Origin of the sequence: Amycolatopsis sp. YIM 10, from assembly GCF_009429145.1 — a bacterium.
In the GTDB taxonomy this organism is placed as follows: domain Bacteria; phylum Actinomycetota; class Actinomycetes; order Mycobacteriales; family Pseudonocardiaceae; genus Amycolatopsis.
This window is the reverse complement of record NZ_CP045480.1, coordinates 4392488-4418027: the sequence shown is the minus strand read 5'-3', so window position 1 is coordinate 4418027 and position 25540 is coordinate 4392488. Positions and strand designations below refer to the sequence as shown.

Below are 25540 nucleotides of genomic sequence, written 5' to 3'. Positions count from 1 at the left end.
TGCCATTGACATCCGGCACCCCGATTGCTTCAGTACATACGTATGCACAACCGGGAGGAAGCCATGCGAGTGTCCGAGGAGGAGTTGCGGCGGAGGACCATCCGGCGCACCGACTTCGTGTCCTGCGACCAGGCCTTCATCGACTGCCGGACCCCGGGGTCCGACCGCAAGGAGAACTACTCGATGATCGGGCCCGGCGTGACGCAGAGCGCCGGGCAGGTGGTCAACCTGCGCGAGGCCCACGGCTTCAACATCGGGGCCGCGGCGATGCCCGGCGGCATCACCAACAACCTGCACCTGCACTTCACCGCCGAGGTCTTCCTGTGCTTCCGCGGCGAGTTCCTGCTGCGCTGGGGCGCCGACGGCCGCGACGGCGAGCTGGTGCTGCGCGAGGGCGACATCGCCTCGCTGCCCACCTGGATCTTCCGCGGCTTCACCAACATCGGCCCTGACGACGGCTGGCTGTTCACCGCGCTCGGGCACGACGACACCGGCGGGATCATCTGGGGCCCGTCGGTGCTGCGCGAGGCCGAGGAACACGGGCTGTTCCTGACCGCCGACAACACCCTGGTCGACACGGTGGCCGGTGACGAACGCCCACCGGAGGACGAGCTGGTCAAGCCGATGACCGAGGAGCAGATCGCCGGGCTGCGCAAGTACACGCCCGAGCAGATGCGGTCGAAGGTCGCCACGCCGGAGGACCTGGCCTGGTCCAGCGAACCGTTCCTCGACAGCAGGCTGCCCGGCGGCGGCGCGCAGCTGGCGCTGGTGATCGGGTACGGCATGACCGAGGACCCCGAGCAGGAGCCCCGGATCTTCAAGCCGCACGGGCACAACATCGCCTGGCTGCGCGCGGAACCCGGCCAGGGCGTGCGCGCGCACCGGCATTCGCGGACGCAGGTGCTGATGGTCAAGGACGGCGAGTGGGAGGTCACGCTCAACCTGCACGACGAGGTGTCGGTGCGGCTGGGCCCGTGGGACCTGCTGTCGGTGCCCGCCGGTGCCTGGCGCTCGCTGCGCAACACCGGCGACGGCACCGCCAGCCTGGTGGTCATCAACGGCGGCGACGGCCGGGTCCGCCTGGAGTGGGACGACGAGGTGGTCAAGGCGGCCGCGGACGAAGGCGTCGCCATCGACCACGACGGTTACCTGGCCCCGCACGCGCTGGTCCCCCGGCCGATCGGATGACCCCGACCGTGCTGGTGCCCGGCATGCTGTGCGACGCCGCGCTGTGGGACGGGGTCCGCGACGACCTCGGCCCCGGCGTGGTGGACGTGGCGATCACCGCGGGCGACATCGGCTCGATGGCCGAGCAGGTGCTCGCGGCGGTGCCGGGCCCGTTCCGCCTGGTCGGGCTCAGCCTCGGCGCCATCGTCGGGTTCGAGGTGCTGCGCCGCGCCCCCGAGCGCGTCCGCGGGCTGTGCGCGATCTCCACCAACGCCGGTGCGCCCCGCCCCGAGCAGCGGGAAGCCTGGCTCGCCCTGGCGAAGTCCACTGTGGACGGCCAGTTCGACGCGGTGGTGCGCGAGCGGATCCTGCCGACCATGTTCGCCGACCGCGAGTCCCCGCTGGCCGGGGCGTTCATGGCGATGGCGCACCGCGTCGGCCCGGCGGTGTTCCTCCGCCAGCTCGCCGCGCAGGCGACTCGGCGCGACCAGCACGAAGAACTGACCCGGCACCGGATTCCCGCGCTCGTGCTCTGCGGCGAGCGGGATGCCCTGTGCCCACCCGAATTCCACGAAAGGATCGCCGCCGCGCTGCCACTGGCCGAACTGGCGGTGCTGCCCGGCGCCGGTCACCTGCTGCCGTGGGAAACCGACCTCGGCCCGCTGCTGCGGGCGCACCTGAACGCCGATCTCAGCGAGGAGACCGAGTCATGCCCGAAATCCTGAAAGCACCCACCCCGGCGGCGGGCTCGCCGGGCGGCGACCCGGCCGGGGTGAAGACCAAGGTCGCCGGGATCATCGAAGACATCCGCAAGCGCGGCGACGCGGCGGTCGCCGAGTACTCGGCCCTGTTCGACCGGTGGGAGCCGGAGTCGTTCCGCCTTTCCCCCGAGGAGATCGACCGGATCGTCGCCGGGGTGCCCGGGCAGGTGCTCGAGGACATCCGCTTCGTGCAGCAGCAGGTGCGCACCTTCGCCGAGCACCAGCGGGCCTCGCTCGGCGAATTCGAGATCGAGACCCTGCCCGGCGTGCGCCTCGGCCAGAAGCAGGTGCCGATCGCCGCCGCGGGTGCCTACGTCCCCGGCGGGCGGTACCCGCTCACGGCGTCGGCGCACATGACCATCGTGACCGCGAAAGTGGCCGGGGTGGAGCGCGTGGCGGCGTGCACCCCGCCCATCCGCGGCGAGATCCCGGCGGCCACCGTTGCCGCGATGCACCTCGCCGGTGCCGACGAGATCTACCTGCTCGGCGGCGTGCAGGCGGTGACCGCGCTGGCCGTGGGCACCGAGACCATCCCGCGGGTCGACCTGCTCGCCGGACCGGGCAACGCCTACGTCGCCGAGGCGAAGCGGCAGCTCTTCGGCGAAGTGGGCATCGACCTGTTCGCCGGGCCGACCGAGGTGCTGGTCGTCGCCGACGACACGGCCGACCCGTTTGTCGTCGCGGTGGATCTGCTGTCGCAGGCCGAACACGGCCCCGACTCCCCCGCGGTCCTGATCACCACCAGCCGTTCGCTGGCCGGCGCGGTGATCGAGCACGTCGACCGGCTGCTGCCCGGCATGCCCACCCGCGACTTCGCCGGACCGGCGTGGCGCGACCACGGTGAGGTCATCGTCGTCGATTCCCTCGACGAGGCGTACGAGCTGGCCGACACCTACGCCAGCGAGCACGTCCAGATCCTGACCGCGCGGCCGCGCCGGGCACTGGACCGGATGACCCAGTACGGCGCGCTGTTCCTCGGCGCCGGTACCTGCGTTTCCTTCGGGGACAAGGTGATCGGCACCAACCACGTGCTGCCGACCCGTGGCGCGGCCCGCTACACCGGCGGACTGTGGGTGGGCAAGTACCTCAAGACCGTGACCTACCAGGAGATCACCGATCCGGCGTCCAGCGCGGCGCTCGGCGAGGTGTGCGGCCGCGCGGCCAGGGTCGAGCTGTTCGAAGGCCACGCCCGCTCCGGTGACGTCCGCGTCGCGGCGGCCGGCGGCCCGCAACCGTCCTGGGCGAACCGGTGAGCGCCGCGCTGGCCGGGCGGACCGCGCTGGTCACCGGCGGCGGCTCGGGCCTTGGGCGGGCGATGTGCCTGGCCCTGTCCGCCGCCGGAGCGCGGGTGATCGCCGCGGGACGGCGGCGGGACGCGGTGGCCGGGACGGCCGAGTTGCTGACGACGCCGGGGCGGGCCGCGGTCGTCGACGTCAGCGATCCGGACTCGGTGGCGGCGCTGGCCGCCGAACTCGCCGGTGAGCAGGTCGGCGTGCTGGTCAACAACGCGGGTGTGCCCGGTCCCGTCCGGAACCTGGTCGACGTCGAGCCCGGCGAATGGGACGAGGTCTTCGCGGTGAACGTCCGCGGAACCTATCTGATGTGCCGGGCCTTCCTGCCCCCGATGATCGCCGCCGGGCGCGGTGACGTGGTCAACGTGGCCTCGGTCAGTGGCAAGCGGCCGCTGACCGCGCGTACGCCGTACTGCGCCTCGAAGATGGCGGTGCTGGGGCTGACCACGACGCTGGCGGCCGAGGCCGGGCCGCACGGTGTCATGGTCAACTCGCTGTCCCCCGGCCCGGTGGACGGGCCGCGGATGGAACGGAACTTCCGCCTGGAAGCCGAGCGTTCCGGCATTTCCAGCGAGCAGGCCGAGCAGGCGTTCGTCGCCCGCTCCGCGCTCGGGCGCATGGTCACCGAAACCGAGGTGGCCACCGCGCTGGTCGCGATGCTGGGCATGCCCGGCCTGTGCGCGGCCGACATCGACCTCTCGGCGGGGATGGTGGCCAGGTGAACCGGCTCAAGCGGACCCTCGCCGCCGGCGGCAGCGCGACCGGGGTGCTGCTGCGCCTGCCCGCCGTGGGCCTGGTCGAACTGGCCGGCGTGGCGGGGCTGGACTTCGTGCTGCTCGACTGCGAGCACGGACCCGCCGACACCGAACAGGTGCAGCACCACCTCAACGCCGCCGACGCCCACGGCCTGGCGACGCTGGTGCGGGTGGGCAGCGCGGAACCCGCGCTGATCCTGCGGGCGCTGGACCTCGGTGCGCAGGGCGTCGTGGTGCCCCATGTGGATACCGCCGAACAGGCCGCGGCCGTCGTCACCGCCGCGCACTACCCTCCGCTGGGCGAGCGCGGCTTCGCCAACTACACCCGCGCCGCCCGCTTCGGTTCCCGCTCCCCCGCCGACTACCTCGACCACGCGGCCGCCACCACCATGGTGATCCCGATGCTGGAAACGGCTCAGGCGTGCGACAACGCGGCGGAGATCCTCGCCGTGCCCGGGGTGGACGCGGCGATGCCCGGCCCGGCCGATCTCGCGGTCTCGATGGGCGCGCTCGACGACGACGGGCACCGGCGGGTGGGCGCCGCGATCGCCGCCGCCGGTGCCGCCGCCGAACAGGCGGGAAAACCGTTGCTGCGCATCGTCGGCGACGCGGCGGCAGCCAGGGAAACCGGCTCGCGCTTTGTCGTCTACAACCTCACCCAGGTGCTGCTGACCGCACTGCGCGACCTGGTCCTCACCACCCGCTGACCGCCGCACATCCCCGGCCGGACGCGTTCTTGCGGATTCCGTGAATACGCATACACTCGGCCGATCGCTGCACTGGAACCCGTACGAGGAGTGCACCCGTGACCACCACGAAACCCCCGCCGAGCCGGCGCCGGCACGCGGTCGCCTACCTGCACCTTGCCCCGGCGCTGATCGCCATCGTGCTCACCACGGTGTACCCGCTGGCGTCGGCGCTGATCACCAGTTTCCGGCACTGGCGGCTGAACGAGACCAGGGAGCCGGGTGAGTTCGTCGGTCTCGAGCAGTACGAGCGGGCGTTCACCGACGCGACCTTCTACAACAGCGCCTGGGTCACCCTCCAGTACACGGTGATCTCGGTGGTGCTGTCGGTGGGCATCGGCCTGCTCATCGCGCTGGTGCTCAACCGGCCGGGCAGGCTCAGCGCGCTGACCAAGGCGTTGCTGATCCTGCCCTTCGCGGTGGCACCGGCGCTGAAGGGCTTCTCCTGGCGGTTCATGTTCAATCCCGAGTACGGGGTCTACGACCAGATGCTCGGCACGGTCCTGCCGTTCACCGACGGCGTCAACTGGCTCGGTGACCCGTTCTGGGCGCTGATGGTGCTGGCGATGACCGAGGTGTGGGGCTGGGCGCCGCTGATCGCGCTGATGCTGCTCGGCGGGCTCGGCTCGATCTCGCCGGAGGTCCGCGACGCGGCCAGGGTGGACGGGGCCACCGGCTGGCAGGAGTTCTGGCGGGTCACCTTCCCGCTGCTGCGCCCGCTGCTGCTGATCATCGTCTTCCTCAAGGCGGTGTTCTCGGTGAAGGTGTTCGACCAGGTGCTCACCACCACCGGCGGCGGGCCCGGGCGGGCCACCGAAACGCTGAACTTCTTCGCCTACGCCCAGGGTTTCACCTTTCTCGACATCGGCTACGCCTCGGCGATCTCCTGGATCATCGTGCTCGTGCTGGGCGTGCTGGCGGCCATGTACCTGATCACCATGACCCGGCAGGAGGCGAAATGACCGACCTCACCGAGCGCACGGTTCTCCCCGCTCCGGCGGCCGGCCCGGCCCCGCCGCGGCCCCGGCGCGTGACACCGTGGCAGCGGGCCGGGCGGCTGCTCCGGGCGCTGGCCACGCTGGCCATCCTGTTCTTCGTCCTGTTCCCGGTGCTGTGGCTGGGACTGACCGCGTTCAAGCCGGCGTCGGAGGTGTTCTCCACCTCGGTGCTCTTCGCGCCCACAATGGACAATTTCGCCGAAATCCTCGGCGGGGCCAGCGATCTGACCGGCTCGCTGGTGAACAGCGTGCTGATCGCGGTGGCCACCACGCTGATCTCGATCCCGCTGGCGCTGCTCGCGGCCTACGCCTTCTCCCGGTTCCGCTTCCCCGGCCACCGGGCGATGCTGCTGGCGATCGTGGCCACCCAGTTCATTCCCGGGGTGGCGATCGCGCTGCCGTTCCTGACCCTGTTCCGCGCACTGGGCCTGATCGACACCCACCTGTCGCTGATCGTGGTCAACCTCTCGCTGGTGGTCCCCTACATCACCTGGCTGCTCAAGGGTTTCGTGGACGGACTGCCGGTCGAGATCGAGGAGGCCGCCCGGCTCGACGGGTGCGGGCAGGTCGCCATGCTGTGGCGGGTGATCACCCCGCTGGCCGCGCCCGGCATCTTCGTCAGCGTGGTGTTCTCGTTCCTGTTGTCCTGGAACGAGTTCCTCTTCCCGACCTTTCTCTCGCGAACCGAGGCGAGCACGCTGCCGGTCGCGCTGATGACGCTGGTCCAGCCCGAGGGCGTGGCGTGGGGGCCGATGGCCGCGGCGGGCCTGCTGGTGATGGTGCCGATGCTGGCGCTGTCACTGCTGGTGCGCAAGCACTTCGCGCAGGGCATGACGATGGGAGCGGTGAAATGAGCCGGATCCGGAAAGCGGGCGTGCTCGCCGTGACCGCCCTGCTGGCGCTGAGCGGCTGCGCGGGCACGCCCGCGAGCGTGGACCTGGTGTCGCAGTTGCGCCACGGCCAGGCCGACGAACTCGGCCTGGTCACCGGGAAGCCCTATGACGGCACCCGGATCCGGCTGCTCAGCTGCTGCAAAACGGCCGCCCAGTTCAGCGCGCTGCAGAAGCGCACGGCCGACTTCACCGCCCGCACCGGGATCGAGGTGGAGTGGGCGAACATCCCGTACGAGTCCTACCTGCAGAAGATCGTCGCGGAAAGCGCGGTCGGCGGCGGGACCTACGACCTGATCGTCTGGCCGGACGCCTACGGGGCCTCGGCCAAGGTCGGGCTGCAGCCGCTGGACGACGCGCTGGCGCGGTCCGGCCGGTCGATCGCCGACTTCCCGCCACCGTTCCAGCAGGCCGCGCGGGCCGGCGACGCGAGCACCGTCTACGGCATCCCGTTCCGCGGCTTCTCCTACAACTACTTCTACCGCAAGAGCGACTACGCGAAGCTCGGCCTGACCCCGGCGACCACCTGGGCCGAACTGGACCAGCGGCTCGAGGCGCTGAAGCAGGGGCAGGAGCGCAACCCGCTGGCCGGGCAGTACGGCCGCAACGGCGGGCAGAACCTCTACACCTGGCTGTCCATGCTGTGGAGCAACGGCGCCGACGTGTTCGACGCCAGCGGTGAACCGGCGTTCGACACGCCGGCCGGGATCGAGGCCACCGAGCAGTACATGTCGGTGCTGCGCAAGGGGTTCAGCCCGCCGGAGTCGACCAACTGGTCCGAAACGGACTCCACCCAGTCCTTCGAGCAGGGCGCCAGCTCCTCGGTGTTCACCTGGGCCTGGCAGATGGACGACTTCAGCGACCCGGACAAGGTCAAGCCGGAGGTCGCCCAGGACGTCGGTGTGGCCCCGATTCCCGGCTGGCCGGGCAAAACCACCGTGTCCTACGGGTTCACCTGGCTGATGGGCGTGCTCAACACCTCGGAGAACCAGGGCGCGGCGTGGGAGTACCTGAAGTGGGTGACCCACCCGAAGACCGAGCGGGACATCGCGCTGGACAAGTCGGATCCGGCCACCGCCAACAGCATCGTGGTGCACACCGCGAACATGCTCGATCCCGAGGTGAACGCGGCGAACTTCGGCCTGCCCCGGCTGCAGGAGTCCTCGCTGCGCACGGCCAGGACCGTGCCCATGACCATCGACTGGCCGCAGGTGCAGGACGCGCTCGAGGTCGCCGTCAACGAGATGGCGCACGGCGCCCCGGTGCCCGACCGGCTGCGCGCGCTGTCCGGTGAAGTCCGTGACCTCGTCAAGCGCTGAGGAGTGAACGAGCAGTGGAACTGGCACAAGCCGCCTACGCCCCCTACGACGGGCCCGAGCAGTTCATCACCGAATGGACCGACCGCATCTGGGTCGGCCGCGGCATCGGGCTGATCAGGGAGAACTACGCGGCCGACGCGATCGTGCACGGCGCCTACGGCACCACGCGCGGGGCCGAGCAGGTGGTGCGCTCGACGCTGATGAAGATCAACGCCTTCCCGGATCGGGTCGGCCAGGCCGCCGACGTGGTCTGGGAAGCGCGTGGGGAGCAGGCGTTCCTCAGCTCACACCTGGTGCTCAGCGCCGGACGGCACACCGGGCCCACCGCCTACGCCGCGCCGACCTTCCGGGAGTTCAACTCCTACACCATCGCGACCTGCCTGTACCGGCTCGGCGTGATGGAGCACGAATGGGTCGTGCGGGACGAAGGCGCGGTCGTGCGGCAACTGGGCCTCGATCCCGAAGAGGTCGCGCGCCGAGTGGCCTTCGGCGCGTGGGACGACGAGGCGCTCCAGCCGTTGTCGCGGCCGGTGCTCGAAGCCGGTGACACCGGGCCGCGGCCGGACCTGCACCGCGGCGAATGCGAGCAGGTGCTGGAACTGGTCGAGCAGGTGTGGAACCAGCGGATGCTGCACCAGGTCGAGCAGTACGTCGCGCGGGACGTCACCTCGTACCTGCCCGGGCACCGCTCCCTGGTGCGCCCGGACGGCTACCAGCGCGGCCTGCTCGAGCTGCTGGCGCCGATGCCGGACGCGCGGTTCGAGGTGCGTGAGGTCATCGCCAACGAAGACCCCGCGCGCGGTGGCGTGCGCGTGGCACTGGTGTGGTGGCTGCGCGGAACCTACTGCGGCACACCGGCCCACGGCCCGCTGACCGGGTCCCCGGTCACCGTGCTCGGCTCGTCCCAGTTCCACTTCCGCGACGGTCGCGTCGTCGCCGAACGACGGGTCTACGACGAAATCGCCGTCCTCGCCCAGATCGCCCGAGCCCGCGGCGACGAACCGTCCTGAATGGAGTCCCCATGGCACCGGTCACCTACCACCACGTCACCCGCCGCTACCCGGGCAGCGACCAGGCCGCCGTCGACCGGCTCGACCTCGACATCGCCGACGGCGAGTTCCTGGTGCTGGTCGGCCCGTCCGGCTCGGGCAAGACCACCGCGCTGCGCATGCTCGCCGGGCTGGAGGACATCGACGAGGGCGAGGTCAACATCGGCGGCCGGGCGGTGACCCACCTGCCGCCGAAGGACCGCGACATCGCGATGGTGTTCCAGTCCTATGCCCTCTACCCGCACATGACCGTGCGGCAGAACATGGCGTTCGGCCTGCAGATGCGGCGCACCGGCTCCGCCGAGATCGGCCACCGGGTCACCGAGGCGGCGCGCCTGCTCGACCTGACCCCGTACCTGGACCGCAAGCCCAAGCAGCTCTCCGGCGGTCAGCGCCAGCGCGTGGCCATGGGCCGGGCCATCGTGCGCGAGCCGGCGGTGTTCCTGATGGACGAACCACTGTCCAATCTGGACGCAAAACTGCGGGTGGAGACCCGGGCGAACATCGCCGCGCTGCAGCAGCGGCTGGCCACCACCACGGTCTACGTCACCCACGACCAGGTCGAGGCGATGACCATGGGCCACCGCGTGGCCGTGCTCAAGGACGGTGCGCTGCAACAGGTCGACACCCCGGCGCGGCTCTACGCCCGCCCGGCGAACGCCTTCGTCGCCGGCTTCATCGGTTCACCGCCGATGAACCTGCACACGACCGCCGTCGACCAAGGCCACGCGCGGCTCGGCGGCCTGAGCATCCCGCTCCCCCACTCTCACGCCGGGAAAGAGGTGACGCTGGGCATCCGCCCCGAGTCGCTGCGGCTCACCGGCGCGGGCGATCCCGGGTTCAAGGCCACCGTGGAACTGGTCGAGGAGCTGGGTGCCGACGCCTTCGTGCACGCACGGGCCGAAGACGCCCGCGTGGTCGTGCGCGTCGACGGGCGGAGCACACCCACCATGGGGCAGGTGGTCCACATCGGACTCCGCGACGTGGACGAGGTGCACCTGTTCCACCCGGAAACCGGGGAACGCCTCTAACCGCGACGCTGGTCCAGCAGCATTTGCTGGGCCAGCCTCGCCAATTCCTGGCTCGCCGGTGAGAGCACCTCGGCCCGCCGGCGTACCAATGCGATGGTGTCGAACAGCGGCTCGGCGAACGGCACCGTGTGCACGCCGTCGGGGCGGCTCGAACTGGTCGCGACCGCACGCGAGACGATGGTGTCCCCGACACCACGCGCGGTCAGCGCGAGCGCGGATTCCACGTGCTCGACCTCGATCCACGGAGCCAGGCGCACCCCGGCCAGCTGCGCGCGTTCGGCCAGCTGGCGCCGCGTCGGGTCCTTCCAGCCGTAGTGGGCGTCGTAGAGGATCAGGCGTGCTTCGGCCAGCTGCCGGATGGTGATCGGCTCCGCCACGCGCGCCGGGTCCGCGCTGACGTAGACGACCTCGTCGCGCAGCAGCGGGGTGACCGCCAGATCGTCCTGTTCGATCGGCAGCACCACCAGCCCGGCCTCCACCGTGCCCGCCGAGACCGCGGCCGCGACCTCCACCGAGTTCAGCCCGATCAGCCGGATGCGCACGTCCGGGTACCGCTCGTGGAACTGCTGGGCCAGGTCCGAGAGCAGGTAGTACGCCGCGTTGCGCAGCAGGCCGAAGGTGGCCACCCCGCCCTGCAGCGACCGCACCGAGCGCAGCGCCTGCGCCCCGGCGTCGGCCGCGGCCACCGCCTGCTCGGCGAAGGGCAGCAGCGCCGTGCCCGCCGCGGTGAGCACCAGCCGCCGCGGTCCCCGGCTGAACACCGGCGCGCCGTGCTCGTCCTCCAGCTTGCGGATCAGCTCCGAAACCGAAGCCTGCGCCACCCCCAGCGCGCGGGCCGCCGCGCTGAACGAACCGAGCCTGGCCGCGGCCAGGAAAGCCCGCAGCTGCCGAAGAGTCATAGGGTGACCCTATAGCAAGCACGGGATCTGCCCGCCTTGTCCTGTACTTGTGTTTCGCTTAGCGTTCGCCGCATGCGACTGAGTCCCTCCACCCCGACGCAGCTCAGCGGCTCGTACCACGTGCTCAAGTCCGCTGTGGACAAACCACCCGCCCAGCGCGACCCCGCGGTCGTCGAGCGCGTTTCGGCCATGCTGAGCGAGATCGAGCGCGACGGCATGGACGCCGTGCTGCGCTATGCCCGCGAACTCGACGGCACCGATGGCGAAGACGTCGAGCTGACCGCCGCCGATCTCGACCGCGCCGGGAACAGCTTGCCGCCCGAACTGCGCGACGCGCTCGCGCTCGGCGCCGAGCGGACCGCCCAGTTCGCCCGCCAGCAGCGCTCCCGCCTCACCGACTTCGAGACCGAACTGGCCCCCGGCCTGGTCACCGGCGTGCGGTACGTACCGGTCGGCAGCGTCGGCGCCTACCTGCCCGCCGGGCGTTTCCCGCTGCTCGCCGGCGCGTTCATGACCGCGGGCGTGGCCAAGGTGGCCGGGGTGCCGACCGTGCTGGCGTGCACACCGCCCAGCCGCGGCGGCGGCCCGGACCCGGCCGTCCTGCACGCGGCCCGGCTCTCCGGCGCCGACCGGGTCTTCGTGCTCGGCGGGGTGCAGGCACTGGCCGCGCTCGCCTTCGGCCTGCTCGGCGAACCGCCGGTGGACATGCTGGTCGGCGCGGGCAACGCGTACGTGGCCGAGGCCAAGCGGCAGCTGTTCGGCAAGGTGGCGATCGACCTGCTCGCCGGGCCGTCGGAGGTCGCCGTGCTGGCCGACGACAGCGCCGACCCGGTGCTGGTCGCCGCCGACCTGCTCGGCCAGGCCGAGCACGGCACCGATTCCCCCGCCGCGCTGGTCACCACCTCGCGACGGCTCGGCGAAGCGGTGATCGAGGAGGCCGAGCGCCAGCTCGAGGACCTGGCCACCGCCGAAATCGCCGGACCGGCCTGGCGCGACCACGGCACCGTGCTGTGGGCGGCCGACCAGTCCGTGGCCGCGCGGCTGATGGACGACCTGGCGCCGGAGCACCTCGAACTGCAGACCGCCGACGACGACTACTACCTCAGCACCCTGCGCAACTACGGTTCGCTGTTCATCGGCCGCTGGAGCACCGTGGCCTACTCGGACAAGGGCATGGCGGGCACGAACCACGTGCTGCCCACCGCCGGCGGCGCCAAGCACAGCGCCGGGCTGTCCGTGTCGCGCTTCCTCAAACCGCTGACCTACCAGCGGATCGCTCGCGAAGCCACGCCGGAACTGGCCGGCGCGGTGGACGTGATCTCCGGTTACGAGGGCATGGCCGCGCACCGCGCGACCGCGACGCTGCGCATCGGCGCTCACCAGGAGGAGAAATGACCGACGAGAAGGAACGGACGGGCACGGGCAGCCCTGGCGGTGCGATGGCGCCCGGCAGGCGCACCATGCCCGGCGACTTCAGCATCTCGCTGCGCCCCGGCTACGGCGCCGACGCGCCCAACCTCACCCCGGGCACCCGCCGCCAGCCGATGCGCGGCTTCGAGGACACCTACACCGACATCGTCGACTACATCGTCCGGATCACCCACCGCATCTGGGAGGACCAGGACGTCGGCTACATCTACGACACCTACAGTCCCGGCTGCCGCCTCTACGACGACAGCGGGTACGCGTTCGGGGTGGAGCAGCTGGTCAGCGGCACGATGCAGAGCATCAACGCCTTCCCGGACTGCCGCCACTACGCCGACGACGTGATCTGGGCCGGCAACGAGGACGAGGGGTTCGTGACCTCGCACCGCGCGATCAACATCGGCCACCACACCGGTCCGTGGCGGTGGAGCCCGCCGACCGGAAAGCGGCTGCACACCTGGGTGATCGCCAACTGCGTGGTCCGCGAGAACGAGATCTACGAGGAGTGGGTGCTCTACAACCTCGCCTCGAAGCTCCAGCAGATGGGGCTCGACGTGCCCGCCGCCGCGCGCGCCTTCGGCAACGACAGCGGGTTCGTGCCGCTGACCGAGCGCGTCAGCACCGAGCCCGACCGGCTGATCGGCGGCCGCAAGCCCGCGCTGTACCCGGCCGGGGACGACGCCGACGTGGAGCACGTGGTCCGCGCGTTGTTCCACGACACCTACAACCGCCGTGACCTCACCGCCATCGACCGCGCCTACGACCCGGCGGTGCGCTGGCACGGCACCACCAACCGCACCGGCTACGGCCGCGGGGACGTGCGCGCGCAGGCCAGGAACCTGCTGGCCACCTTCCCCGATCTCGGCGTGCGGGTGGACGAGGTCTACTGGCAGGGCAACCCGGCCGACGGGTACAGCGTGTCCGCGCGCTGGTCAGGCGCCGGAACGCACCGGGGATACGGGATGTACGGGCGGCCCACCGGGCGTCGCGCGCACCTGTGGGGCATCACCCAGCTGTACTTCGTCAACGGCCGGATCGTCGAGGAGTGGAACCTGTTCAACGAGTTCGACGTGCTGGCCCAGTTGCTGCGGGACGACCCGCCGCCGCAGCTGTCGTGACGGTCGTGTGCTGCGCGCCGGTGACCCCGGTCATCGGCGACCACGACGGCAACCGGCGGCGCGTACTGGCCGCGATCGGTGCCGCGGTGGCGGCGGGCGCGCGGATCGTCGTGCTCCCCGAGCTGGCCACCTGCGGTTACGCCTTCACCGACGTGGCGGAGGCGCGCGCCGCCGGTGTTGCCGCCGATGACCCCGTGTTCGCTGGCTGGGCCGATGCGGCCGGGCCGGCGGTGGTCATCGGCGGCTTCGCCGAACTGGGCGACGACGGGCGCCTGTACAACAGCGCGGCACTGGTCGACGCCACCGGCGTGCGCGTGGTGTACCGCAAGACCCACCTGTGGGACCGCGAGAAACTCCTTTTCACGCCGGGGGATTCCGCTCCGCCGATCGTCCACACCGGACACGGGCGGATCGGCCTGCTGATCTGCTACGACCTGGAGTTCCCGGAGCTGACCAGGGATCTCGCCGAGCGCGGGGCGGACCTGATCGCGGCGCCGGTGAACTGGCCGCTGGTGGAGCGGCCGCCCGGTGAGCACCCGCCGGAAACCATCATCGCCATGGCCGCGGCCCGCACGAACCGCCTGTGCGTCGCGATCAGCGACCGCGACGGCACCGAACGCGGCATCACCTGGACCGGCGGCAGCACCCTGGTCGACGACCACGGCTGGCTCCGGGGCACCACCGCCGATCTCGACCTCCGGCGCGGGCGGGACAAGCGCCTGTCCCCGCGCAACCACGCACTGGGCGACCGGCGGCCCGGACTGTCCAGGTGAGCAGCGTCCCTTCCGGCGCCGGATCAGCCGGGCGCCCGGCTTAGGGTGGCCGGGTGGAACTTCGTCAGCTGCGGTACTTCCGCGCGGTGGCCGAGGAACGGAACCTCACCAGGGCCGCGGCCCGGCTGCACCTCCGGCCGACCTCGCTGAGCCAGCAGATCATCGCGCTGGAGCGTGAGGTCGGCACGGCGTTGTTCGTCCGCGGGCCGAACGGGATGGAGCCGACCGAGGCGGGCCGGGCCCTGCTGCCCGAAGCCGAGCGGACGCTGCGTCAGGCCGAGCGCGCGCTGCACGCGGCGCGCTTCCCGGCCGCCGAGGGGTTGCGCCTGGCCGTCACGCCCGGATCACCACCGGCGGTCGCGGCCCTGTTGGCGCGAAAGCTCCGGCAGGTCGACGACCTCCCGGTGAGCGCCCAGCTGACCCGGATCCGCTCCGGCGAACTCGATGCCGGGCTGGTCGTGCTGCCGGTCGACCCGGCGTTGACCGTCGCGATCGTGAGCACGGCTGAGCTCGGGGTGCTGGTCGATTCCGCGCATCCGCTGGCGTCACGGACCGAGGTGTCGTGGGCCGACCTGTCCGGCAACGACCTGCTGTGGTTCGACCGCGCACTCGCGCCCGGCTACCACGACGAGGTGCTCGCACTGGCCAAGAAAGCGGGCTGGACCCCACGGCGGATCCTTCACGGACCGCCACGCCGCGCCCTGTTCGCCGGGGCGCTGCGGGCGCCGGACGTGGTGGCCCTGCGGCCGCGGTGGTCCGCCGGAGACGGGCAGCGCTGGCTCCCGCTGCGCGACTCACCGGTCGTCCGGCACGCGCTGGTATGGCAGGACTCACAGCACTCCCGCGCGTGCGCCGATCTGGCCGCTGAGCTGGCGCGTGCGGCCGGAACGCACGACCGTGCGGTAACTCCTGATGGACACGGGCGCCCCTCCCCCGCTGGACTGGGACCGTCCACATAGGAGATTCCAGGGAGTCAGGATGTCGTTGCGGCACTGGGGATTCATTTACACCGCGACGGGCGCGGACCCGGCGGGCGAGACCACCGTCGCCGACACCGGGCGCTGCCGCACGGTGCTGGTCGGCCTGCCCGGGCCCGAAGGCGCACCCGGAATCGCCCGCCGCCTGGTCGACGAGGGCGCACAGCTGATCGAACTGTGCGGCGGCTTCGGCCCGGTGTGGACCGCCAAGGTGCTCGAAGCCGTCGAGCATCGGGTCCCGGTCGGCTCCGTCGCCTACGGCCCCGAATCGGTCACCGGTGTGCACGAGATCTTCGCTTAAGCTCACGGTGTGCGGACCCGCCGGATGGTGATCGTCGCCTATGACGGTGCTCAGATCCTCGACGCGGCCTCTCCGGCCGGCGCGCTGGAGATCGCCAACTCCCACGGCGCGGACCCGCCCTACGCCATCGACCTGGTCACCGGCAGGGGCGCCACGATCCGCACGTCCTCGGGGCTCCAGCTCGCCGGAACACGCCGGATCGCGACGGTGACGGGCCCGATCGACACCCTGCTCGTGGTCGGTGGCGCGGGTGCCGAAACCGCCGCGCACGACGAGACGATGCTGGCCCAGCTCCGCCGCCTGGCCGGCCGCAGCCGCCGGTACGGGTCGGTGTGCACGGGTGCGTTCGTGCTGGCCGCGGCCGGGTTGCTCGACCGCAGGCGGGTCACCACGCACTGGCGGTACAGCGCCCTGCTGGCCGAGGCCTTTCCCGCGGTCGAGGTCGATCCGGCCCCGCTCTACATCCGGGACGGGAACGTCTACACCTCGGCCGGGGTGACCAGCGCGCTCGACCTCACCCTCGCGCTGATCGAGGACGACCACGGTCCCGCACTCGCCCGCGAGGTCGCGCGCGAGCTGGTCACCTACCTGCACCGCCCGGCCGATCAGGCGCAGCTCAGCGTGTTCGTCAGCGCCCCGCCCGGGAACCGGGTGGTGGACGACCTGTTGCGGCACATCACCGCGAACCTGGGCGCCGATCTCAGCCCGGGGGCGCTGGCCGCCCGCGCGGGCATCACCACGCGGCACCTGTCCCGGCTGTTCGGCACGCACCTGGGCACCACGCCCGCCAAGGCCGTGCGGGCCACCCGCACCGAGGCGGCCGCGCACCTGGCCATCGGCACCGACCTGCCGCTGGCCACCATCGCCCGCCGGTGCGGGCTGGGCTCCGCGGCCACCCTCCGGCACGCCTTTCTCGACCGGTACGGCATCACCGGGGACATCCTTCGCAAGCGGACGGACATCCCGCCACCGCGGCGTGACCAGGGTGCCCAGACTGCCGGAGCATGACCACCACACGGAGAACCGTATTGGCCGCGGGCGCGAGCGCCGGTCTCGCGCTGGGCCTGGCCTCGACCGCGACCGCCGCTCCCGCCGGTGAAGGGCCGCGGATCGGTATCCTGCTCTACGACGGGTTCAGCCTGCTGGACCCGACCGGACCGGCCGAGCTGCTGTCCCGGGTCCCCGGAGCGACGGTGACCATGATCGCCGAGCGCCGCGGCCCGGTGCGCACCGACACCGGGCAGGCCGCCGTCATCGCGGACCGCTCCCTCGCCGAGGTGCGCCGCCTCGACGTGCTGCTGGTGCCGGGCGCGGGCAACCGGGGCACGATCGCGGCGATGGAGAACCCGGTGCTGCTGGACTGGATCCGGCGCATCGACCGGACCACCACCTGGACCACCGCCGTCTGCACCGGCACCCTGATCCTCGGCGCGGCGGGCCTGCTCCGCGAACGGGCCACCACGTACTGGGCCTCCGCGGACTACCTGGAGCAGACCTTCGGCGTCGAATACGTCGCCGAGCGCTACGTCCGGGTGGGCAAGGTGATCACCGCCGCGGGCGTGTCGGCGGGCATCGACATGGCGCTGTACCTGGCTTCCCTGCTCACCGACGAGCACACCGCCCGCGCGGTCCAGCTGGCCGTCGAATACGCCCCGGATCCCCCGTTCGACTCGGGAGACGCGGCCACGGCGAGTCCGGAGTTGAAGAAACTCGCCCTGGAACTGCTGGCGAAGTCCCAGACCTGACACCGGGACACCGACGGCCGAGTCCCTCAAAACGTCGGTGCCCGTCAGAACTCCGTCGGGCGCATCAGGGCGTCGGAGCCGCCGTCGATGGGGAATTGGGCGCCGTGGATGTAGGTGGCGTGCGGGCCCAGCAGGTAGACGATCAAGGCGGCCACCTCCTCCGACTGCCCATGCCGGGCAATAGGCGCCTGATAACTCCGAATCGCGTCACCGTAGCGGGGGTCCGCGAGGCCCGCGTCCAGCAACGGAGTGTCCACGGCGCCCGGGGCGACGGTGTTCAGGCGCACGCCCGCGGCACCCCATTCGGCAACGCGCCGGCGCACCGCCACCGTCAGGGCGTTCTTCGACCAGGCGTAAGCCAATTGGCCCCGGTACTCCCCGGCCGAAGCCAGCGCCGCCTCCTCCTCACAGCGTGAAATAGGGTTGTCCCGCCAGCGCACCATGGTCGAGGCGGACGAAGACACCGCCACCGCCGCGGTGCACAGCGCCGGGAAAAGGCCGTCCAGCAAGGAAACCGCGCCGCGGTAGTTCACCTCGATGATCCGCATCGGGTCCGGGGTGTGCGGGCCGAGCCCGGCGCACAGCACCAGACCCTCCAGCACGCCACCACACCGGGAAAGCACGCCGTCGATCGCCTGCTGCCTGCCGTCGGGAGTGCTCAGGTCCGCGCGCACCTCCGCGTCCCGCAGGTCCACGCCGATCACGTCACGGCCGTCCAGCGCCGACACCACCGCCGCGCCGATTCCCGAGGCGGAACCCGTCACGGCGATCATCCGGCCGCCAGCACGCAGTGCGTTCCCCGGTAGATCGTCGGCATGCACTTGTTGCAGTGCACGCACAACGACCGCGCCCCCGACCGCAATCGCCGCGGGAGGTCGGGTTCGCGCAGCAGCGCCCGCGCCATCGCGACGAACGCGAACCCCTCCCCCATCGCCTGTTCCATCGTCTCCAGCTTCGTGATCCCGCCGAGCAGGATCAGCGGCAGGTCCAGCGCGGCACGGAACTGGCGTGCCCGGTCGAGCAGGTACGCCTCCTGGAACGGATAACTGCGCAGGAACGCACCACCGGCCGCGCGCACACCCCACCGCACCGGCCGCGGGAACTGCGCGGCGAACTCCCGCAACGGCGCGTCGCCGGTGAACAGGTACATCGGGTTCAGCAGCGAACTGCCCGCGGTCAGCTCCAGCGCGTCGACGGTTCCGTCCGCTTCCAGCCACCGCGCCACCCGGACGCTCTCGTCCAGCCAGAACCCGCCCGGCACCCCGTCGTCCATGTTGAGCTTCGCCGTCACCGCGATCCGGTCGCCCACCGCGTCGCGGACCGCCCGCGCGATCTCCAGCGCCAGCCGGGCGCGGTTCTCCAGTGATCCGCCGTATCCGTCCCGCCGGTGGTTCAGGCGAGGACTCAGGAACGCGCTGACCAGGTAGTTGTGTCCGAAGTGGATCTCGACGGCGTCGAAACCGGCCTCCACGGCGAAAAGCGCGGCCGAAGCGTGGGCGCGCACGACGCGGGAAAGATCGTCCACTGTGGCCGATCGGGTCATCCGCATGCCCAGTGGATTCGGGAATCTTCCCGGCGCCAGGGCGGGCAACCGGTTCGAGGCCGCGTTCGCCACCGGCCCCGCGTGCCCGATCTGCGCGCTCACCGCCGCGCCCTCCGCGTGCACCGCTTCGGTGAGCCGCCGGAGGCCCGGCACGGCCTCGTCGCGCATCCAGAGCTGGTGCCGGTCGGTCCGGCCCTCCGGTGACACCGCGCAGTAGGCGACCGTCGTCATTCCCGCGCCCCCGGCGGCCACCCGCCGGTGGAACTCGATCAGCCGGTCGGTGACCACGGCATCCGGAGTGGCGCCTTCGAAGGTCGCCGCCTTGATGATCCGGTTGCGCAGCCGCACCGGCCCCAGGCGCGCGGGCTCGAAGACAGGCGAGGTCATGACTCCGCCAATCCCGCCGTGACAAACGCGCGCAGGGTGGTGACCGGAACTCCGCGCTCGGTGTCGGCGAAGAACTCCAGCACCAGCCCGAAAGCGAGCAGCCAACGCTGCGCCGCCGCCCGCTTCGGCAACTCCGGCCGCGCGTCCCGCAGCAGCTCAACCCACGGCGCCAGGCCGAACCACCGCGAGGTCCACGCCGGTTCACGACGGTCTCGCACAAACCGGGCGAGCAGGCGCAACCGCAGCTGCCCGACCGGGTCAGCGGCCAGCTCGGCCAGCGGTGTCACCACCAGGTCGACCAGTTCCGGCACGGTGGGCACCCAGCCGTCGCGCCGCCGCTCGGTGACCTCGTCCAGCCGCCGCTGCCACACCGGCGCCAGCCGGGCTTCCAGCAGCGCCGCGATCAGCGCGTCCTTCGACCCGAAGTGGTAGTGCACGGCCGCCGGGTTCATACCGGCCGCGCTGTTGATCGCGCGGGCGGACACCGCGTCGTAACCGGATTCCAGCAACAGCCGCTCGGCGACGGTCAGCAGCCGCTCGCGGGTGGTGGCGTCGGTGCCTGGCATGCGGGCCAGTGCACCACATCCGCGACGGCAAAATCAATCACTGATTGAACACCGCGGCTCAGTAGAGCCTGCCGCTGCGGACGTCGAACCGGCGAAAGTCCTCCTTCTCGTCGTCGAGGTGGTGGAGCGACTCGACGATGGCCGTGTCGCCGTGGATTTCGCGGACCACGACCGGCACACCGACAGCGAGCGGGTAGGACGACGACGGGTCCAGGTCCTCCTTCGAATCGAAGTACGGGACCTTGCCGATCAGCTGATGTTCCCTGTGGTGCCGGTCGTACAGCCTCACCTCGACCAGGCCGGGCTGCGGTTCGTCGTCGTACCAGCGGAGCGCGAGCGCGGGCGCCAGGCACTCGTCCCCCACCGCGACCTTCGCCGCGACCAGGGCCTCGAACCCGCTCCGGACCGCCCTCCGGCCGGCGTGGCGGTTGTTCATCTCGTTCGTCTCGATGATGTGCGGCAGCACTTCCCGCACCACCACCCGGATCGGCGGTGTCCCCGTGCCGAAGCGCTCCTCGAACTCGGCCTGGACGCCGAGCACGATGTTCTCGTAGCACAACGGAACCAGGTCCGGGAAGTCCAGCGCATCGTCGCTCGTCCTGATCTTCTCGGAGATCGCGTCGACCGCCTCGAACTCCGCCGCGGGCTCCAGGTCCAGCAGTGCGGTGGCCCCGCCCTTCTTCGTGGCTTTTGTGCCCACGTCACCACGAAGGTCGCGGAGAGGCAGCGCGCGCAGCACGTCATCGAGAGTGATCACGGGGTCAGACTAAGCGGAGGACGCCCGCGGGGTGGAAAGTTTTACCGAGCCTGGAGCCAGGTTCGCAGCGCCCACCACGTCTGCATCGCGGTCACCACGTACGGGTACGACCGGTCGTTGACGTCGATGCCGACGAGTTCGTGCAGCCGGTCCAGGCGGTAGCGAACGGTGTTGGCGTGGATGTGGAGCGCCTTGGCGGTCGCGTTGATCACGCAGCCGTGGTCGAGAAAGGCGACGGCCGTGGCCGCGATCTCCTGGTGGAACTCGTTGGCGGGATCGAGCGGTGCCAGCAGTTCGCCGACGAGCGTGCGGGCCAGTGCCGGGTGGGCGGCGAGCGCCGTTTCGGCGGCGAGGCCGATCAGCGGCCGGACGCCGCGCAGTCCGCGCCCGGCGGCGACCTTCAGCGCCTGGGCACACAAGGGATAGGTCTCGCGCAGCGCCGGCAGAGGCCTGGCCGGCGAGGCTACGACCAGCGGCGCGTCCTCGGGCAGTGCCGGGCTCTGCGGCGCGACACCGGTCAGTGTTCCTTCCACGAAGCCGTACACCCCACCGGAAGAAGCCAGCTGCTGCTCCAATGACCTGGCGTCGCGGGGATCGGTCACCGCGGAGACCACGCAGTGGTACCGGCGTTCGGGGTGCAGTCCGGCCCGGCCGAGCGCGTCGGCGTCGGGCGGGCCTTCGCCGGGCAGCAGGAGCTTGCGCAGGACCTGGGTGCTGAAATCGCGTGCCGTGCGGGACAGTTCGAGTTCGGCGGTGTGGTAGCCGCTGACGATGTGGCGCTGCACCGCGCCGACGTAGTGGTCCAGGTCGACGATGAACTCCAGGATCGTCGCGTCGTCGACACCCATCGCGCGGGCGGCGTCCACCCCGGCGCGGGTCACCTCGGCGCGGCCCGCGTGCACCCCGCGCAGCAGGTCGATGATCGGCACGCCCTGCGCCGCGCGGTCGGCGCCGAGGGCGAACGCCGCCGAGAAGTCACCGGTCTCGTGCACGTCCCCGCGTTCGAGATGGGCCACGGCCTCGGTGAGCAGGGTGATGATGTGCCTGCGGTTCTCCTCCGCGGGCAGCCGCGCCACCTCGGGCGAGTTGCTGCGGGCGGCGTCGACCACCCGGCTGAGCACGCCCGGATCGCTGGCCAGTGCCCGCACCACGTGCAGCGCGATGGCGCTGGTCCGCTCGTCCACGCCACACCTCCGCCGTTGTGGACCGGCCACAGCGGGAACGGCCGAGTTCGGCGGCCCGAGCCTGTGTTCACTGCCCACGGGCTGATTCCCGGTCCCTACTGGACGGTAACAGGGCATGGTGCCGCACGAGCCACGGAGGACCCGGCGATGAGTTCCACCGGCAACCGCCACCTCCGCTACGTCAACGGCGTGCCGGGCGCGTCCGGCTGAGCGACGATGACCGCCGGTTCGGTCCGGCGGTGGTCACCGCGTGCGGACCAGCTCGACGGCCTCGGGCACGCTGCCGGTCATCGGCAGCAACTGCCCCAGGTTCAGCGCGGTGATCGGCCGGACGACCGCGGGCGAAACGGCCACCAGCGCGAAACCCGCCCCGGCCGCGCGTGCCCGGCGCGCGGCGCCCAGCAGGGCGTTCAGGCAGCTGGAGTCGCAGAAGCTCACGCCGGTCATGTCCACGACCAGGCCCTCACGACCGGAGTCGAGTGATTCGCCGAGCAGACGATCGAGGTCTTCGGCGGCAGCCAGGTCCAGTTCCCCGGTGAGCGTGAGAAGCACGACCCCGTCACGGTCCTCCGCCGGCGCTGCCGACCACAGCTGGCGCTCGCTTTCCCACTGTCCCTGCCCGTTCGCGGAGCCTCCGGGCACGTTGGACTCGGCTGGCATCGGTGCTCCCTTCGTTTTCGCCACGGCAGCTCAGGTGTCGCGCCGTTCCCGGTCGGCCGCGGCCTCACCGGTCAGGTAGTAGCGGGTTCCGGTCACCCCGAGCAACCGCTCCAGTGCGGCCCCGCGATTGTCCAGGCGCAGCACCACTCCGGCGGCCTCGGTGTGCCGGCGGGTCATCAGCAGCGCCGACAACCCGCTCGTATCACACCGGCCCAGCGCGCCGCAGTCCAGCCGCAGCGTTCGCAAGCCCGGCGTGGCGGCCAGCCGCGTGGCGATCAGCTCGGCGAACTCCGCCGAGCAGGAATGGTCGAGATCGCCGTCCAGCCGCAGCAGCGCGGTCTGTTCCTCCGGGGTGGTCCAGGTGCAGGTGAGCGTGTCGAACACAATGGTCGTCACACGGTTCTCCCCAGGTGGTCGCGCGCACGGGCGAGCAGCGGCGCCGCCCTGGCGAAGTCGCGCAGTTCCGTCGCGAACAGCTCCAGCGTGGGCAGCAGGCACGCGGGTGGCACCCCGCGCACCGCGAGGATTTCGGCGGTCCAGCCCAGGAATCCGAAGAACAGCTCGTCGTCACCGGTATAGAGCGACGTGGCCAGGAAGTCGACGATGTGCGCGAGGTCCTCGGTGGTGCGCTGCAACTGGAGTTCGGTGTAGTCGCGCATCGCGGGCAGCCGCTCCTCCAGCCCGCGGTAGACCGCCCGGACCAGGTCCGGCGCGGTGCGCACGACCATCGTGTACTCCTGGTCGGCCAGGTGCGGCAGATCGTCGAGCAGCACGCGACCACGACGCGGCATGGGCAGCGGCGAGGTGGCGAGGCGATCGGCCGCGGACCGGGCGTCGGGTGCCCAGGCGTCCGCGCCGAGCAAGCCGGCGAACCGGCCGTCCGAGCCGAAGGCGGCGCCACCGGCGATCACCGGCACGCTCGCGGACTGGCAGGCGGTGATGGTGATGTGCGCGGTGGGCAGCCGGGTGGCGAGCGAACCGGACAGCGCGACCGCGTCCGGCCCGGTCTGGTGCAGGTGGGTGATCAGGTGCGGGGTGGGCACCTGGGCGCCGAGGTAGTCCACCGCGAATCCGCGCAGTTTCAGCGTTTCGGCCAGCAGCCGGGCGGGCAGCGCGTGCCATTCGCCGTCGACGCAGGCCACGGTGATCCGGCCGAGCACCGGGTGCGCTCGCGGCCGCGAGTGCACCGCCGCGGCGATCACCCGCTCGTTGATCGCGGTGGCCGCGTGCTCCTGTGCCACGCTCAGCCGGTTGGCCGCCCATTCCCGGCCGACCCGGTGCTGCACCACGCCGACCACGTCGAGCAGGGTCTCCTCCAGGTCGAGGCCGGCGTCGAGCGCGGCAAGGCCGGCCTCCACCGCGGCCTGCTCGTCGCAGGCGGTCACCGCGTCCCACAACCGCGCGACCGCGACTTCCCGGTGTCCGTCGGGTGTGCTCATGCGGTGTACCTGCCTCTCCCGTGCCCGCCCACCGCCGTCAGGTGCTGCCCGCGCGGGGCGGTGATCACGAGCACCGCCATGTCGTCGTGTGCGTTGCGGCCCGCCCATTCCGCGGCGAGCATCCGCACGCGTTCGGCCACGGCCTCGGCCGGCATCCCCGCGCATTCGGACAGGATCCGGTGCAGCCGTTCCTCACCGAACATGGTCTCGCCGAGCGGACCGCCCCTGGCCTCGGTGATGCCGTCGGTGAACAGCAGGCAGCTCTCCCCCGGCGCCAGGGTGAGCCCGGCGGTGACCGACTCGATCTCCGGCAGCACCCCGATCACCGTGCCCATCGTCGCCACTTCCTCCACCTGGCCGTTCGTCCGCACCACCAGCGGTGGCGGATGCCCGGCGCTGGTCACCCGCAGCCGGACCCCGGCGCCGTCACGCACCACCGAGGCCAGCACGAGGGTGACGAACCGGGTGTCGCGGTTGTTCAGCAGCGCGCCGTTGAGCAGGGTGAGCATCCGCCGGTGGTCGTCGGCGAGCGGGAGCAGCGCGTGCAGGGTGTTGCGGACCTTCCCGGTCAGCACCGCGGCCTCCAGGCCCTTGCCGCAGACGTCGCCGAGCACGGCCAGCGACTCCTCGCCCTCACCGGTCGCCGGGTGCACGTCGTAGAAGTCGCCGCCGATCCGCTCGTGGTCCCGCGCGGCCCGGTACCCGCCGGCGAACTCCACCCCGGCCACGTGGTGCACCAACGGCGGCAGCAGGTCGCGCATCAGGGTCTCGGTGATCGAGGTCTGCTCGGCGAACAGGCGGGCGGCCGACATCGCCGCCCCGGCGCGCGCGGCGAACAGCCGGGCGAAGATCTCCTCGGAGGCCGAGAAACCCTGGTGTTCGCGGCGGCGCACCAGGATCAGCGCGCCGGCGGGCACGCCCTGGCCCGGCAGCGGGGTGATCACGATCGAGCCTGCCTCGTCGAAGCCCCGCGGCCGCAGCCAGTCCGGCGCCGACCGCGGATCGATCCACCGCGACGGCACCGGCGGGAAGCCTTGCAGCGCCTCGCTCAGCCCGGGGACCTCGTCGGGATTGACCAGCAGCTCGGCGTGCTCCGGCCGGCCGTCGCGCACGCAGGTCACCACCGGGAAACGGCGCTTCACCGCGGGCGCGATCACCACCGCGGCGTCGGCGAGGTGCCCCGCGGTCAGCTCCGCGGTGACCGCCATGCAGCGCTTGAGGTTGAGCGAGGACAGCAGCGCGTTCGACGCTTCACTGAGGAAGGCGGCGCGTTCGCGCTCGGCCCGGAGTTCGTCGCGGACCAGCCGGACGTCGGTGTCCTCGGTGTTGTCGGTGTTGTCGGTGTCCTTGACCAGCCACCAGCTCACCCTGTCGTCACCGAGCCGGACCGGGTGCGCGCGGTAGCCGCACCCGCCCACCTGCCCCGACACCGCGGGCCCGGCCGGGTCCGCCTGGGCAAGCCACTGCGGCAAATCCGTGCCGTCGCGGGAAAACAGCAGTTCCGCAGCCTGGTTCAGGTCGTCGAGCCGCCCGTCGGCCGTGGTCAGCACGGCCGGGTAGGGCGCGGACGCCCACGCCAGCCCGGGATACGGCGCTACCGCGACGGTGCACTCCGGCTTGTCCATCACTCGAGGCACGCGCCGCGCGCCCGTCACCTCACACCTCTGCTCGATCCGACGCCCGCGTTCGAGCGTTCCGCACCAGTGGACCGGAAGCAACCCGGCCGACAGCCCAGCGTAACCGCGCAATTGCCCCGGC

27 protein-coding genes are annotated in these 25540 nt (G+C 71.7%); 17 read left to right on the top strand and 10 right to left on the bottom strand.

Features of this window, described 5'->3' with window-relative positions; genetic code table 11:
• Positions 1-63: 63 nt before the first annotated feature.
• The 10 genes from YIM_RS21320 to YIM_RS21275 all read left to right on the top strand — a co-directional run bounded on the left by YIM_RS21320 (position 64) and on the right by YIM_RS21275 (position 10008).
• Positions 64-1188 (top strand): cupin domain-containing protein, encoded by a 1125-nt coding sequence (locus YIM_RS21320; protein WP_153032025.1) that lies wholly within the window; start codon positions 64-66, stop codon positions 1186-1188.
• Positions 1185-1892, top strand: a complete 708-nt coding sequence (locus YIM_RS21315; RefSeq protein ID WP_153032024.1) for an alpha/beta fold hydrolase — start codon at positions 1185-1187, stop codon at positions 1890-1892. Before YIM_RS21320 ends, YIM_RS21315 begins: the two co-directional genes overlap by 4 nt.
• Positions 1877-3181, top strand: coding sequence for a histidinol dehydrogenase (gene hisD, locus YIM_RS21310; protein ID WP_153032023.1), 1305 nt, complete (start codon positions 1877-1879; stop codon positions 3179-3181). The genes YIM_RS21315 and hisD (YIM_RS21310) overlap by 16 nt, the downstream gene beginning before the upstream one ends.
• Positions 3178-3942 carry an SDR family NAD(P)-dependent oxidoreductase gene (locus YIM_RS21305; RefSeq protein ID WP_153032022.1) on the top strand — a complete coding sequence of 255 codons (765 nt, stop codon included), beginning with the start codon at positions 3178-3180 and terminating at the stop codon, positions 3940-3942. Before hisD (YIM_RS21310) ends, YIM_RS21305 begins: the two co-directional genes overlap by 4 nt.
• A complete protein-coding gene (locus YIM_RS21300) occupies positions 3939-4682 on the top strand; it encodes an HpcH/HpaI aldolase/citrate lyase family protein (RefSeq protein WP_228004871.1) in 744 nt (247 codons plus the stop codon). The genes YIM_RS21305 and YIM_RS21300 overlap by 4 nt, the downstream gene beginning before the upstream one ends.
• Positions 4683-4780: 98 nt before the next feature.
• Positions 4781-5683: a carbohydrate ABC transporter permease gene (locus YIM_RS21295; RefSeq protein WP_194240233.1), complete on the top strand. Its 903-nt coding sequence runs from the start codon at positions 4781-4783 to the stop codon at positions 5681-5683.
• Positions 5680-6573 carry a carbohydrate ABC transporter permease gene (locus YIM_RS21290; protein WP_153032019.1) on the top strand — a complete coding sequence of 298 codons (894 nt, stop codon included), beginning with the start codon at positions 5680-5682 and terminating at the stop codon, positions 6571-6573. Before YIM_RS21295 ends, YIM_RS21290 begins: the two co-directional genes overlap by 4 nt.
• A complete protein-coding gene (locus tag YIM_RS21285) occupies positions 6570-7928 on the top strand; it encodes an ABC transporter substrate-binding protein (RefSeq protein WP_153032018.1) in 1359 nt (452 codons plus the stop codon). The genes YIM_RS21290 and YIM_RS21285 overlap by 4 nt, the downstream gene beginning before the upstream one ends.
• Positions 7929-7942: 14 nt before the next feature.
• A complete protein-coding gene (locus YIM_RS21280; protein WP_153032017.1) occupies positions 7943-8938 on the top strand; it encodes an ester cyclase in 996 nt (331 codons plus the stop codon).
• Between the two features lie 11 nt (positions 8939-8949).
• Complete coding sequence (locus YIM_RS21275) at positions 8950-10008, top strand: ABC transporter ATP-binding protein (protein ID WP_153032016.1); 1059 nt, start codon at positions 8950-8952, stop codon at positions 10006-10008.
• Here YIM_RS21275 and YIM_RS21270 read toward each other — a convergent pair.
• The gene (locus YIM_RS21270) at positions 10005-10907 is read right to left on the bottom strand and encodes a LysR family transcriptional regulator (RefSeq protein WP_153032015.1); all 903 of its coding nucleotides are present in this window, start codon (positions 10905-10907) and stop codon (positions 10005-10007) included. The two genes, YIM_RS21275 and YIM_RS21270, sit on opposite strands and share 4 nt — an antisense overlap.
• A gap of 72 nt (positions 10908-10979) precedes the next feature.
• Here YIM_RS21270 and hisD (YIM_RS21265) point away from each other — a divergent pair, with 72 nt between their 5' ends.
• The 7 genes from hisD (YIM_RS21265) to YIM_RS21235 are packed head-to-tail and all read left to right on the top strand — an operon-like array spanning position 10980 to position 17246.
• A complete protein-coding gene (gene hisD / locus YIM_RS21265; protein WP_153032014.1) occupies positions 10980-12302 on the top strand; it encodes a histidinol dehydrogenase in 1323 nt (440 codons plus the stop codon).
• The gene (locus tag YIM_RS21260; RefSeq protein ID WP_153032013.1) at positions 12299-13450 is read left to right on the top strand and encodes an ester cyclase; all 1152 of its coding nucleotides are present in this window, start codon (positions 12299-12301) and stop codon (positions 13448-13450) included. The genes hisD (YIM_RS21265) and YIM_RS21260 overlap by 4 nt, the downstream gene beginning before the upstream one ends.
• Positions 13447-14223 carry a nitrilase-related carbon-nitrogen hydrolase gene (locus YIM_RS21255; RefSeq protein ID WP_153032012.1) on the top strand — a complete coding sequence of 259 codons (777 nt, stop codon included), beginning with the start codon at positions 13447-13449 and terminating at the stop codon, positions 14221-14223. The genes YIM_RS21260 and YIM_RS21255 overlap by 4 nt, the downstream gene beginning before the upstream one ends.
• 53 nt (positions 14224-14276) lie before the next feature.
• A complete protein-coding gene (locus tag YIM_RS21250) occupies positions 14277-15182 on the top strand; it encodes a LysR family transcriptional regulator (RefSeq protein WP_228004870.1) in 906 nt (301 codons plus the stop codon).
• Between the two features lie 19 nt (positions 15183-15201).
• Positions 15202-15501, top strand: a complete 300-nt coding sequence (locus YIM_RS21245) for a DUF6506 family protein (RefSeq protein WP_153032011.1) — start codon at positions 15202-15204, stop codon at positions 15499-15501.
• A 24-nt stretch (positions 15502-15525) separates the two neighbouring features.
• On the top strand, positions 15526-16509 hold the full coding sequence (locus YIM_RS21240; protein ID WP_153037143.1) for a GlxA family transcriptional regulator: 984 nt from the start codon (positions 15526-15528) through the stop codon (positions 16507-16509).
• A complete protein-coding gene (locus YIM_RS21235; RefSeq protein WP_153032010.1) occupies positions 16506-17246 on the top strand; it encodes a DJ-1/PfpI family protein in 741 nt (246 codons plus the stop codon). Before YIM_RS21240 ends, YIM_RS21235 begins: the two co-directional genes overlap by 4 nt.
• Before the next feature lie 44 nt (positions 17247-17290).
• Here YIM_RS21235 and YIM_RS21230 read toward each other — a convergent pair whose 3' ends face one another.
• From YIM_RS21230 to YIM_RS21190, 9 genes are all read right to left on the bottom strand, one after another.
• The gene (locus tag YIM_RS21230) at positions 17291-18019 is read right to left on the bottom strand and encodes an SDR family oxidoreductase (RefSeq protein WP_153032009.1); all 729 of its coding nucleotides are present in this window, start codon (positions 18017-18019) and stop codon (positions 17291-17293) included.
• Entirely contained in the window at positions 18016-19176 is a 1161-nt protein-coding gene (locus tag YIM_RS21225) for an NADH:flavin oxidoreductase (RefSeq protein WP_153032008.1), read from the bottom strand. Before YIM_RS21225 ends, YIM_RS21230 begins: the two co-directional genes overlap by 4 nt.
• Complete coding sequence (locus tag YIM_RS21220) at positions 19173-19742, bottom strand: TetR/AcrR family transcriptional regulator (protein WP_153032007.1); 570 nt, start codon at positions 19740-19742, stop codon at positions 19173-19175. Before YIM_RS21220 ends, YIM_RS21225 begins: the two co-directional genes overlap by 4 nt.
• Before the next feature lie 58 nt (positions 19743-19800).
• Positions 19801-20499 (bottom strand): hypothetical protein, encoded by a 699-nt coding sequence (locus YIM_RS21215; protein WP_153032006.1) that lies wholly within the window; start codon positions 20497-20499, stop codon positions 19801-19803.
• A 41-nt stretch (positions 20500-20540) separates the two neighbouring features.
• Positions 20541-21683 carry a CdaR family transcriptional regulator gene (locus YIM_RS21210; protein ID WP_228004869.1) on the bottom strand — a complete coding sequence of 381 codons (1143 nt, stop codon included), beginning with the start codon at positions 21681-21683 and terminating at the stop codon, positions 20541-20543.
• 243 nt (positions 21684-21926) lie between these two features.
• Positions 21927-22343 carry an STAS domain-containing protein gene (locus YIM_RS21205; protein WP_153032004.1) on the bottom strand — a complete coding sequence of 139 codons (417 nt, stop codon included), beginning with the start codon at positions 22341-22343 and terminating at the stop codon, positions 21927-21929.
• 30 nt (positions 22344-22373) lie between these two features.
• Positions 22374-22739, bottom strand: coding sequence for an STAS domain-containing protein (locus tag YIM_RS21200; protein WP_228004868.1), 366 nt, complete (start codon positions 22737-22739; stop codon positions 22374-22376).
• Positions 22736-23782: a B12-binding domain-containing protein gene (locus tag YIM_RS21195; protein WP_153032003.1), complete on the bottom strand. Its 1047-nt coding sequence runs from the start codon at positions 23780-23782 to the stop codon at positions 22736-22738. Before YIM_RS21195 ends, YIM_RS21200 begins: the two co-directional genes overlap by 4 nt.
• A complete protein-coding gene (locus YIM_RS21190) occupies positions 23779-25407 on the bottom strand; it encodes a PP2C family protein-serine/threonine phosphatase (RefSeq protein WP_153032002.1) in 1629 nt (542 codons plus the stop codon). Before YIM_RS21190 ends, YIM_RS21195 begins: the two co-directional genes overlap by 4 nt.
• Positions 25408-25540: the final 133 nt, after the last annotated feature.